This window comes from Pantoea sp. JZ29, from assembly GCF_035190385.1.
GTDB classification, from domain to species: Bacteria; Pseudomonadota; Gammaproteobacteria; order Enterobacterales; family Enterobacteriaceae; genus Pantoea; species Pantoea stewartii.
Genome location: NZ_CP045241.1, coordinates 1541188 through 1553832, shown reverse-complemented (window position 1 = coordinate 1553832; position 12645 = coordinate 1541188). Strand labels below are relative to the sequence as shown.

At 52.4% G+C, this 12645-nt stretch carries 8 protein-coding genes and 1 pseudogene; 1 reads left to right on the top strand and 8 read right to left on the bottom strand.

What is annotated here, in order from left to right; genetic code table 11:
* Positions 1–98: 98 nt before the first annotated feature.
* The 5 genes and pseudogenes from GC090_RS07275 to wbaP form a co-directional block, all read right to left on the bottom strand.
* A complete protein-coding gene (locus GC090_RS07275) occupies positions 99–1235 on the bottom strand; it encodes an EpsG family protein (RefSeq protein WP_006119869.1) in 1137 nt (378 codons plus the stop codon).
* 246 nt (positions 1236–1481) lie between these two features.
* Positions 1482–3658: pseudogene (gene wzc, locus GC090_RS07270) on the bottom strand (tyrosine-protein kinase Wzc).
* A 12-nt stretch (positions 3659–3670) separates the two neighbouring features.
* Positions 3671–4105, bottom strand: a complete 435-nt coding sequence (locus GC090_RS07265; RefSeq protein ID WP_006119871.1) for an arsenate reductase/protein-tyrosine-phosphatase family protein — start codon at positions 4103–4105, stop codon at positions 3671–3673.
* Positions 4106–4114: 9 nt separating this feature from the next.
* Positions 4115–5254: a polysaccharide export protein gene (locus tag GC090_RS07260; protein ID WP_033740498.1), complete on the bottom strand. Its 1140-nt coding sequence runs from the start codon at positions 5252–5254 to the stop codon at positions 4115–4117.
* A 274-nt stretch (positions 5255–5528) separates the two neighbouring features.
* A complete protein-coding gene (gene wbaP, locus GC090_RS07255; RefSeq protein ID WP_039338133.1) occupies positions 5529–6962 on the bottom strand; it encodes an undecaprenyl-phosphate galactose phosphotransferase WbaP in 1434 nt (477 codons plus the stop codon).
* Between the two features lie 777 nt (positions 6963–7739).
* Here wbaP and GC090_RS07245 point away from each other — a divergent pair.
* Positions 7740–9311 carry a TerC family protein gene (locus GC090_RS07245; RefSeq protein WP_054633470.1) on the top strand — a complete coding sequence of 524 codons (1572 nt, stop codon included), beginning with the start codon at positions 7740–7742 and terminating at the stop codon, positions 9309–9311.
* A gap of 24 nt (positions 9312–9335) precedes the next feature.
* Here the strand turns inward: GC090_RS07245 and asmA are convergent, their stop codons facing one another.
* From asmA to udk, 3 genes are all read right to left on the bottom strand, one after another.
* Positions 9336–11144 (bottom strand): outer membrane assembly protein AsmA, encoded by a 1809-nt coding sequence (asmA, locus tag GC090_RS07240; RefSeq protein ID WP_324021215.1) that lies wholly within the window; start codon positions 11142–11144, stop codon positions 9336–9338.
* 14 nt (positions 11145–11158) lie between these two features.
* Positions 11159–11740, bottom strand: a complete 582-nt coding sequence (dcd, locus tag GC090_RS07235) for a dCTP deaminase (RefSeq protein ID WP_006119878.1) — start codon at positions 11738–11740, stop codon at positions 11159–11161.
* Positions 11741–11824: 84 nt separating this feature from the next.
* Positions 11825–12466, bottom strand: coding sequence for a uridine kinase (udk, locus tag GC090_RS07230; RefSeq protein WP_006119880.1), 642 nt, complete (start codon positions 12464–12466; stop codon positions 11825–11827).
* Between the last annotated feature and the right edge of the window lie 179 nt (positions 12467–12645).

Sequence of the window (12645 nt, the reverse complement as noted above, 5' to 3'; positions counted from 1 at the left end):
TAAACAATTCAATCGACAAAGGTCGAAGAAAAACCTGTGTTCTGACTGGCAACCGCCCCTGCGTGACGCCTTTCACGTGAGGACGATCGCCGGGTTGATTAGCGAGTCAACCAAAACTCCTGCGCCACTTCGTAGCCGACAACCGCCTGTTTGGTGGAAATGGTGTTGTAGTAGAGGTAATAGAGCAGGAAGAAAACCAGCATGCCAAACAGTGCGGGCTTCCAGACGCGCCTGGCCTGAAAGATGAGCGAGGTCAGGATAATCGGCTCGACCTGTTGCAAATAGTTGGACAGACGTGAACCCGACGGGAAGTTGTACAGGAAGATCCTGATCGCCCCGCCGATAGCAAAACTTAAAATCAGCAGATAGTTAAGACGGTACTGGGCGTAATTTTCGCGCTTCAGCTCTTCCGTCAGCATGAAATAGAAGAAGATAAACACCAGCATGATGTTTTTCAGGTTCGAGACTGACAGGATACTGCCATCCATTGCGTAGGACGGGTCATTGTTATAGCCCGATGCCCTTTCACCCAGCGACCCCAGATGACCGGCAATCAGCGCGATAAAGCTGGAACCGCCGACAACGGAGAGCGGCAGACTGAAGAGAATGATAACCACCGGCCACCAGCGCCAGTCACGAATAAACAGGAACGGCACCAGCGTCACCACCATAACGGCGGTGTTGTGGCTCATAAATGACAGAATAAAAAAGGTAAATGCCCACCAGTAACGCTTGAGGTAAATGGACCACAGCACACCCAGGAACAGCGCGGAGCTCAGGCCAAAGCGAATCTGGTTTATGTCTTTGTTAATAAAGATGTGCGCGGAATACAGCGCCAGCGCCAGCACCGGATAGGGTGACATCTTCTTAAAGAAGTAGGTATTTATGGAAACTGCAATGGCACAAAACACAAACAGAAACACGCTGGCATTGTGCGAAAACAGGCTGGTCAGCCAGGCCATGGCGAAAATCAGCGGTTCGTAACGGAAAAAAGCGACGGTATTAAAAAAGCCGTTAATCTGGATACGTCGTACGAAGTCCTCGAAGAAACTCCGGTACTGAAAGTCATCCATGCCGGTGCCCAGACCGCGAATACCGCCGAAAACAATCAAAATCATGGCAGCAATACAGAGCAGCCAGGTTAAAGCATAATTTGTGCGTTCGTCTTTTTTAACCAGGATTTCGAACAGCGAAAGCAGCAGCAAAAACCCTGATATTGACCAATATGGAGCCATGGTGTGATTCCTTAAATCCACAAGTTCACATGCCAACAGTGGCCAGCGCTGATGCCCTTCCAGGGGGCTGTCTCAGCGGGTCTGCGTGAAAGACCAGGGCATGTTGATGATGAATTCTGATGATTGACGTGAGATCGTCGCTTATTGTGCGTTCTATCCAGAATCATCTGTGCAAATCGTTGCGTGTCGTCATCGCAAGCCAGCGATCAAAAGGGGCGGTGAAACCCGCCCCTTCTCACTTAGCGCTTAGCTTTTCGTGGGTTTACCGTATTCGTAGTCGTAGTAGTCGTAGCCGTAACCATAAGAGTTAGCGGCTTTGCGTACCACGGCGTTCAGAATCACCCCTTTAATTTCGATACCGTTCTGGGCAAAGCGTTTGAAGCTGACATCCACTTCTTTCGTGGTGTTAGTTTCGAAACGCGCCACCATCAACGACGTACCGGCCAGTTTTCCGATAATGGAGGCGTCGGTAACGGCCAGAATCGGCGGTGTATCAATCAGGACCAGATCGTAGTTTTTGCTTGCCCAGTCCAGCAGTTCACTCATGCGGCGATGCATTAACAGCTCCGACGGGTTCGGCGGCACCTGACCACGTGGCAGGAAATCAAATCCGTACGCGCCCTGCTGAATCATGGCCGGGCTAAACTCCGTTTTGCCGGACAGGACGTTTGACAGCCCGGATTTGTTATCGGCACCCAGCAGTTCGTGGGTATAACCCCGGCGCATGTCACCGTCGATAAACAGCACTTTCTGACCGGCTTTGGCCACCAGCGTCGCCAGGTTGACACAGATAAAGGTTTTACCAATGCCCGGGCTGGCCCCGGTAATCATCAGGATGTTGTTTTTCGCCTCCATCATGGCGAAGTGCAGGCTGGTACGCAGGCTACGAATCGCTTCAATGGACAAATCGGTCGGATTACCCAGCGCCAGCAGCGTGTCATGCGGATCGGTTTTCACCTTGTGACCACGACGTGCCAGCGCCTCGGTGTCTTTCTTACGCTGCCAGTCGGAGAGCGGTACGCTGGCATAGACGTTCATGCCCAGCTCTTCCAGCTGTTCTGGATTTTCGATGCCGTGATGCAACAGGGCTTTAAGCAGAACCACGCCCACGGAAACCATCAGGCCCAGGATAAAGCTGGCGGCGATAATCAACAGCTTCTTCGGGCTACCGGTGCGTTAGCGGTGGCCGCCTGGTCGATGATGCGAACATCCCCCACGGTACTGGCCTTGCTGATGCTCAGCTCTTGCTGACGGTTAAGCAGCTGCATGTAGATTTCCTGGCCTGACTGCACATCGCGGGTCAGACGCAGAATCTCTTGCTGGGTTTTCGGCATCTGCGCAATTTTCTTGTTTAACTCAGCCTGCTCATCTTCCAGCGTTTTGCGCTTCTCAAGCAGCGCACGATAGGTCGGGTGATCCTTGGTAAACAGCTGCGACACTTCGGCTTCACGGAAGGTCAGCTCGTTAAGCTGGCTCTGTACGCTGACGGAAGAATCCAGTGCCGATTTCGCTTCCAGTGAGAGGTCAACGGATTCATTCGCGCGGCGGAAGGCGTTCAGCTTATCTTCAGCCTGATCCAGTTTGGCCCGGACTTCAGGCAGTTGCGTTTTCAGGAACTCCAGGCTTTTCTCCGCCTGCTCAGATTTACGCTGAACGTTCTGCAACAGGTAGTTGTTGACGATCTGGTTCAGCACCTTACTGATCTGATCCGGGTCTTCACCCACATACTGCAGGCCCAGCACGCCAGTATCTTTTCCTTTATCCGCGACGGTCAGGTTAGACAGGATGCTGTTAATCGCCTGCAACTCGTTCAGTTTGGTGACGGTAAATGTGGTGCCGGGTTCAGCATTGATATCGCTGACCAGCATGCTGACATCACCGTGTTTTTCAAACTGCCCGACTTTTCCTTTAAACAGCTCATCCCCGTCAGCCGAAACGGTGTAGCTGTCTTTTCCGGTCACTTCCAGCTTAACGCTGCGTTTGTCGATAGTGCGTGGGATCTCCAGACGGGAAACCGCGACCTCGCCCGGTTTATTGCCCATCAGGCGCGACAGACCTTTACCGATAACCGGGAAATAGTTCTGTGAGACCACCGCGTCCAGACCAAGGTCCTGAACGGTTTTGCCCAGTACCATACGTGATTCCAGAATCTGAATCTCAGTGTCAGAAGCAGGCGTGGTCGGCATCAGCGTTTGCAGTTCATTCAGAACGGTGCTGGTGTTCTTTTGCTCGACCTGAACCATCGCATCGGCGCTGTAAATGGGTGTTGCAAACAAGGTGTAAAGGGTTGCCACCAGCATGAAAAAAGCGGTCACAGCGACGATCACCCACCGGTGATCAATCAGCTGTCCCACAAGGTGTGCCAGATCCCATCCATTCGATTCCTCGCGTGGCGCGGTCATGACTTTATTTTTACTATTCATGGATAATCCCAACTATCGGCTTAAAACGCTGACCCATTTCTGAGTGGCGTGTTCCAGTAACCCGTAAACCTCTTCAAAGGCCTCACGGCTTTTTCTGTACGGATCCGCAATTTCCTTCTGATCGAGCCAGTGCCCAAGCAGCATCGTTTTGCCACGCGCTGCCGGGTCAATGCGGTTAACCTGTTCAATGTGGCGCTTTTCCATCACCAGAATCAGGTCATATTCCCGACACAGGTTGGCCGTTAACTGTTGGGCCTCGTGCCCTTCCAGTGACAACCCGTTATCGGCCGCGACGTCAGAGGCGGTTTTATCCGCCGCGTGCCCGACGAGGGCACCCAGACCGGCTGAGGCGACAGAGAGTTGCGGCAGCGCACGTTTGAACAGGCGCTCTCCGGTAGGAGAGCGGCAGATGTTGCCTACGCAGACGACTAACACAGACTTAATCATGGCGAAACCTTAGTTCGACCAGTTGCGGATGCGTTGTGCGGCCTGCGTCGCATCGTTAACACCGGCTATGGTTGGTATCAACTGCGATATCACGCGATTCCAACGCGTCAGCGGCGTCGAGGTCACGTAGACGATATCGTAAGGTTCGAGTTGGAATTCGGTACCCATCACCATTGATGCAGCATCTTTGGTGTTCAACTGGTAAATATTGGCGATCTTGTTGCGGTCTGTGCCGCGTGTCGGACGGATAACAAAGACACCGGTCGCATCCGACGTGGTCTGATCCATGCCCGCCGCATTGCCCAGCGCTTCCGCCAGCGTCATGCCACTGCGATCCATCTTCAGGGTGGCCTGCTGTTTCACTTCACCCATAACGAAGACTTTCAGATCGTCGTTGCGCGGCACATACAGAATGTCGCCCGGATAAAGCAGATGGTTTTGGCTCAGATCGCCATTCTGCATCAACGCCTGCAATGACACGCGCTGTTCGCGGCCATTATGCGTCAGAACCACGTTGCGCCAGTCGGCGTCCGCAGCCAGTCCGCCCGCGGCGTTAATTGCGTCCAGGATAGTAAGCGGAACGTTGGTAATAGGCTGTTGACCTGAGGTGGTCACCGCACCGGTTACGTAAGTTTTCTGTGACTTAAAGGAAGCAATGCTGACGTCAACCTGAGGACTTTCGATGTACTGTGCCAGGCGACGCGCGATCTCATTACGCACTTCCCCTACGGTCCGGCCTGCGACACGGACACGACCAATATAAGGGTAGAAAATGGTGCCATCTGAATGGACCCAGTTACCGGTGTCGCTTGCACTGCGGTACTGACCAGCGGGCGTGGTGAGTTCAGGGTGATCCCATACGGTCACGGTGAGCACATCACCGATGCCGATACGGTATTCATAGTTCTGAATCTCATTTTGCAGTGACGGGTTGGCTTGTGCTACCAGTGGCTTAGGACGCATTCTTTCCACCAGGCTCGGCGTTAACGGATACACGTTAACGTACTTGTCGATGTCAAAGTTGTTGTCCTGCTGCTCAATGACATCTTTTCCCGAAGTGGATAAATTTTGCCCCGGCACGACGGTACAGCCGGCCATAAACGTGGCAGATACCAAAACAGGTATCATCTTCATTTTCATTGTAATCATTTAGATCTTCGCTATCAGTTAATGTTTGATAGAGGCAAGTACGCCGCTGTGTAAGCGCTCAAAAAAAGTAAACTATCCTGACTCAGGCACTGAACATGTCGTTCATTATTCTTAGCTCCTGTCTTTTACCGATCACGCGCTTTACCCAGAAAGAAATAAAGCAAAGCAGAACATGGCTGTTTATCAATGCCGTACCGCTTTTTTTTAGAAAAATGTACCAACCCGCTCCCCTGTCGTGTGCTGTCAGAGAGAGGCTGGCACCTTTTTCCTGCGGTTAATAAGCACCATCACGCTTAAGCACGACACCGACGGTTTTGAACAAAATGGCGATATCGTTCCACAACGACCAGTTTTTCACGTACCAGGAATCGAAATAGACGCGCGTTTCATAATCAACGTCGTTACGACCACTGACCTGCCACAGTCCGGTCATGCCGGGTTTGGCCATCAGGTAGTAATCCACATCACCGGCGTAGCGTGCCAGCTCGTCTTCGATGACAGGACGCGGTCCTACCAGACTCATATCACCCCGAACGACGTTCCACAGTTGCGGCAGCTCATCCAGGCTGGTTTTACGAATGAAGTGGCCGACTTTGGTAATGCGTGGATCGTTTTTAAGTTTGAAATCTTTATCCCACTCAGCACGGGCGACCGGATCGGTACGCAGCACTTCCTCAAGCACTTCTTTGGAGTTGATCACCATCGAACGGAATTTCAGGCATTTGAATTTACGGCCATTCATGCCCACGCGCTCATGACCATAAATCGGTGGACCGCCATCCCGGCCGACCAGAAAACCCAGCACCAGCAGCGCGGGGAGCAGCATGACGATGATAGACAGTGCGCCGACAATATCGAACACGCGCTTCAGGAAGCGTGACGTACGCTTAGCCAGGTTATTCTGCACGCGCAGGATCATGACTTCATGGCTGAAGATGTAAGCCATATCGGTACCGTACAGCGGTACGCCGCGCAGCGTCGGAATGACAGAAACGGAGCGACAGTTGTGCATAGCCAGTGATTTCAGCCACATATCACGGTACTGGCTTTGCTCGAATTCCACCGCCACGATGAACTGGGTGTCCGCATTGGTCAGCTTCCATACGTCCTGTTCGTCGCGCAGAACAGGAACGCCCGACATGACGTCCTGAGGGCAGGTCCCATCAACGTCGTAGAAGGCAATGACATCGAATCCCATGACTTCTTCACTTTGCAGCGCTTCCCACGCTTCCTGGGCATTTTTACTGCTGCCGATAATGATGGTCTGTTTTTTCCACAGGCCATAATTATTTAAGACGCGTTTAAAAACGGAGCGACAGACAGGAATAATCACCAGCGTGATAAGCCAGGTCAGCAGCCAGACAAAACGGGACATCTGCCACTGAGACAGTGCCGTGATTGACAGTTCAATAACGGAAAAAATAAGAATGGTACGAAAAATTTCTTTTAATTCGAACCAGAAAGGTTTGCGATAGGTGTAATGACGCAGTCTGACCCAGAACCAGCCCACGCAAATTACTGACAGGCAAATGTGGGTAGCAATTTTTAAATTTAATTCCCGGTCAGACATATCCGACAAAAGAGACGGAGATGTCAAATTAATTAGCATCATCGCGATAAATAATGCCGCGTTGAAACATATTAAATCAGAACAAGCCAATAATAATTTGGTGATAAGACTTTTAAACGTAAAATGGTTATCGCGCATATTTAACTCTTTATTTTATTTCCTTAACCCACCACGACCAGACCCTGAAGTGAACAGTACTGATGTTGAGCCTGAAGCGTTTCTGAGGGGAGCTCCTGCGGCATTTACGCCATTGTCATTGACTATGAAAACAATAATCCCGTACTCAATACCAACAGATTACTCTGACTTTACCCACACAGGACTGATTAAATATCAAACCACAGCGGCAAGTCAGGCACGCTACCGCCCTTGGCTGTCGGTGCCAATACCGCCTTGATAGCCTCGGGTTATCCCTGCGCCACAAATGAAGGCGCACAACGCATCCCTTGCCGAATGCGTTTACATTCCGCTGCTTACCCTGACGGATGATTGCGCAAATTACAGGTTCAGACGCAGGCGTTAACTAACTCGTTGCTATACTAGTTATTACTGGCCTGTTTACAAGTGGACCCCGCCATCACCGGACTATTTTAGGAAAAAGACTACCAGTAATAAGTATTGAAGCCGCTCATTTTGGGTGCCAGGGAAGAAAAAAATCAGATTTATTCCATGTTGGCACCAGGATTAATCGCATAAGAAATTCCTCTGAATGGCGAGTGTAGTGACATTAATCTGCAACCTTTATCCCTTACAGTCCTTCCCGCATTAATCATTTCGTCCATTAATTCGCCTGTAATTAAAGTGGTCTGTGTCTAAATAAAGCGTAAAGCGCCTGTCATTCCGCTATTTGTCCCGACGCCGTCTGTCCACTATCATCAGACAAAGCTTATTTTTAGACATTCAGGTGAATAACGCATGCTGGAGGTAATGACCGATCCCTCATTGTGGGCAGGTTTAGTAACGCTAATCGTTCTGGAGCTGGTGCTGGGTATTGATAACCTTGTGTTTATCGCTATCCTGGTGGAGAAACTGCCTGCGGCGTTGCGCGACCGCGCGCGCATTATTGGTCTGCTCATGGCGCTGGTTTGTCGCCTGCTGCTGTTAGCCTCGCTTTCCTGGCTGGTAACGCTGACTCAACCTTTATTCACCTTCGCGCATCATGCCTTTAGTGCGCGTGATCTGTTGCTGTTGTGCGGGGGGCTGTTTTTGCTGTTCAAAGCGACCACCGAACTTAACACACGACTTGAAGGCAGCGATGCGGAGGACACTCAACAAAAGGGCGGCGCTAAATTCTGGCCCGTCGTGGCACAAATTGTCGTGCTGGATGCCATTTTTTCTCTGGATGCGGTGATTACCGCCGTCGGGATGGTCAACGATCTGCCGATCATGATGGCGGCGGTCACTATCGCCATTTTACTGATGTTGTTAGCCAGTAAACCGCTGACGCGCTTTGTTAACAACCATCCGACCATCGTGATTCTGTGTCTGAGCTTTTTGCTGATGATTGGTTTCAGTCTGGTGGCGGAAGGGTTTGGTTTTGCGATTCCCAAGGGCTATCTGTATGCCGCGATCGGTTTCTCCGTCGTCATTGAAGCCCTGAATCAGCTGGCACAGTTTAACCGCCGTAAAGTGTTGTCAGCCGGACGGCCCCTTCGCCAGCGCACAGCTGAAGCCGTGCTGCGGCTGCTGCGTGGTGAAGCGGAACAGGCCGAGCTGGATACGCAAACCGCCTCTATGCTGGCTGACGGTGAGTCTGTTGCCCTGTTTAACCGGCAGGAACGTGTGATGATTGCCAGCGTGATGGGACTGGGGCAACGTCGTATCGACACAATTATGACCACGCGCCATGATGTTCAGCACATTGATTTAAGCGACGATCCCGACGTCATTATGGCCGATCTTGACCGCAATCAGCATACGCGCATCGTTATCACCGAAAACGGTAACGAACCGCTTGGTGTTGTCCATGTTAACGATCTGCTGCATCAGTCGCTGCATCGGCATGCCCTGGATCTGCGTAGCCTGATCCGTCAGCCGCTGGTCTTCCATGAGCGAATAACGGTGTTACAGGCGCTGGAGCAGTTCCGCCAGGCACAGACGCATTTTGCGTTTGTGGTCGATGAGTTCGGGTCGGTAGAAGGCGTGGTGACGCTGAGCGATTTAATGGAGGCGATTGCGGGCAATCTGCCGAACGAAGCCGATTCAGAGGCGCGCCACGACATTCAGCCTGACGGCGCAGGCGGCTGGATTGCCAATGGCCATATGCCACTGGACGATTTGGCCCTTTACGTCACGCTGCCGCGAGAAAACACACAGCATTACCACACGATCGCAGGTTTAATGATGGATCGCCTGCAACATGTGCCGCAGGAAGGCGAAGAGATTCAGCTTGGCGAATACCGGCTACGGACTTTACAGGTCGACCAGCATCGGATTCAGAAGGTAGGGATTGTACCTCACGTCGACGGTGCGGCGCTGAAAGCGTAATTCAGCGCCGGCTGCCGACGGTGATTACGGGTGCGTACTGTTCTTGTCTTTTGCCTGTTGACGATCGAGCCACTGATTGAGGCGGGATTTTGCCTCATTCTGTAGCCTGTCACGCATGACATCATCTACCGGCAGCGTATATTGCGGATTAGCCCAACTGCCATAAATACGGAACGGAATCACCTGGTCGGACAGCGCGGCCACCAGTTTTTCGTCGCCGCGCCAGTCGCTCAGTGTCAGGCCCAGCGTCACATCCAGCTGTTGCTGCACCAGATTGATACGCCCCTCGCCGCGCAGCGTCAGCGCCTTCCCTCCACCGTCGAGATGACTTAACGTCAGCAGCCCATTTTTCATGGCCAGTTGTCCGCTCATCTGCTCAATGCCCTGTCCGGACGCCTGAGAATCACTGCTGACACGGTCGCTGACACGTGCCACGGCACTGCGCACCATTTGCTGTAAGTCGAGCTGGGCCAGTTTCAGATCATGCGCCTGGATATCGGCCTTGCCCTGCCAGCTGCGTTTTGCATCCGCAAGCGTCAGATTTTCACCCGACAATTCACCTTTAAGGCTCAGGGTTCCCTGCAGCGACGGCGGCAAGGCCAGCGCTTTTAATAAAGGCTGGATAGCTATCTGGTTCAGCACCGGCGAAAAAGCGACCTGCGTAACAGGCTGACGAATGTCGATACTGCCCGGTACAGAGAAGCTCCCCTGCCCCACATTGCCTGATAATGTACTGAAGGTTATCAGCCCCTGTTGATTAACTGCTTTGAGGGAGAGTTTGGTCAGGTTCAGGCCACGCCAGACCGCGCTATCGGCCTGCAGCGACAAATCAAGATCAATGTCGTTAAGCGGGGAGTCTGCATTGGTCGGTTCAGGCTGGTCCGCGATGACCGGTGCCGGGGCAATCTGACTGTTTTGTCCACTCATCTGCTGGGTCAGGGTCGAGATAAACAACAGATTGTCCATATTGAGTGCGCTGGCATGAAGATCCAGCGCCAGCTTTTGCGGCGGCGTAAGTTCGCCTTCAGCGCGCCCGCTGAGCACGCTGTCGTTAGCGGTCAGCTTAAGATTGCTCACGTCAAAACGATTTTTATCCAGGTCCCAGTTGCCCTGAAAGCTCAGCGTGCCTTTAATGCCCTCTGGCGGCAGGCTCGCTCCGGTCAGGTTATAGTCGACCTGCGCCACCTGGCCGCTCAACTGATGCGGATAGCGTGATTTGTCCAGTTGCCCTTTCAGCGTCAGGACAGCGGTGCGCTGGTTACGGGTCAGACTGGTCGTCAGGCCGATCGTGGCGATTCTGGACTGATCCTGCTCCATATCCAGATTAAGATTACGGAAGGTAAAGGCGTCCCCGCCCGGCTGCTGCCAGATAAGCAGGCTGTCGGACAGTTGCAGATTGTCGATGTCAAACGACCAGCCGGCAGACGAGGTGGGTTCGCTGTTGTGTGGCGCGCGCGGCGCGTTCTCAGGTGCCCGCGCGGCGCTGTCTGGCGTGACCCGCACGATGGCATTTTTTAACATCACCTGGCTTACGCTGAGCTGATGGGAAAGTAACGGCAGAAGATTAACATCCAGACGCATGTTATCGGCAGAAACAACCGGTTGCGCCGCTCCGGGTGCCGTCAGGCTCATCCGTCCGGCGAGAATGCTGAGTTTCGGCCACACATGCCAGCGCAGGTCGCCATCGATAGTGAGTTGATAACCGCTACGCTGTTCGACCTCTTGCACCATGTAACTACGGAAGTCGTTAGGGTTCACCAGCATGACCAACGCCGTTAATCCGGCTACGACCACTACCAGTAGAATGGCCAGCGTGGTTATCACTCTTCTCATCACATCCTCATGAATTAATCTTTGTCGATACGACTGGCATCAGCACCCTGCTGGCCACGATATTTTGCATTCTCACGGCGATTATAGGGACGCGCTGCCGGACCGGAAAGCGGTTCAAAGCTTAGCGCACCAATCAACATGCCAGGGCGCAACGCCAGAGGCAGTTTGCCTGAATTATAAAACTCCAGCACGATACGGCCCTGCCAGCCCGGATCGATACGGTGCGCAGTGACGTGAACCATTAGCCCGAGGCGGGCAAGTGAAGAACGCCCGTCGAGCCAGCCCACCAGATCGTCGGGAATCGTGACAGATTCCAGCGTTACCGCCAGCGCCAGTTCGCCCGGATGCAGAAAGAACGCCTCACCTTCCGGCAACACGATCTCATCGCTCATGACGCGATCCAGCGCAGCACTGACCTCGTGCTTCGGGCCGCTTAAATCAATAAACGGCGCGGTATGTCCGCTGAACGTCCGGAACTGATTGCCCAAACGCACGTCCACCGTTGCACCATTGATATGTTCCACGGTTGGCCGTGGGGTAATCGCCAGTTTTCCAGTGTCGAGCCAGGCTTCAATATCGCGGTCGCATAATCTCATTACGGTAACTCCATGAAGTAAGTGTAGCGAACAGGGCGCATCTGTGCTTTTAACCTGTTCGCGTCACGCCTTTTGAGACGTAAACTACTCGAAAAACTGATTAATCTTGGCCTTCAGAATATCAATCGCGATGCGGTTTTTACCACCGCGCGGCACGATGATATCCGCGTACTGTTTTGACGGTTCAATGAACTGCAGAAACATCGGGCGTACCGTTTTCTGATACTGACTCATGACGGAATCCATTGAGCGACCGCGTTCATTGACGTCGCGCTTCATTCGGCGCATCAGACAAATATCCAGCGGCGTATCGACGAAAATTGAAAAATTCAGTTCCTGGCGTAACCGCGCATCCGTTAACAACAGAATGCCTTCAAGAATAATGACTTTTTTGGGCTTGAGATGCAGCGTCTCTTGCGTGCGGGTGTGCTCAACGTAGCTGTAAACCGGCAGTTCAATGTCCTGTCCTGCTTTGACAGCGCGCAGATGCTGTAACAGCAAATCATGATCCATCGCGCTGGGATGGTCATAATTGGTCTTAACCCTCTCTTCCATGGTGAGGTGACTTTGATCTTTGTAATAGGCATCTTCGGGAATAACACCAATGTGTTCATCACCCACCTGATCGCGAATTTCACGATACAGGGTACTGGCGATTAAACTTTTACCGGATGCGGATGCACCTGCAATGCCAACGATCACGCACTGATGGGACTTGTCAGTCATACTTTTAAAAACCTGATACTGGAGCCAGAAACTGTACGCAAACTGCGCACCCAGTTAATGGGGCTGAACGGAGAGGGTGATTTGGCGCTAAGTATAGGGATTTCGGTCTTTTGATGCCAGAGAAATGGCATGGCCGGTTTTCAGACTTTCCCCTTTTAACTCGAATGATTTCATCGATA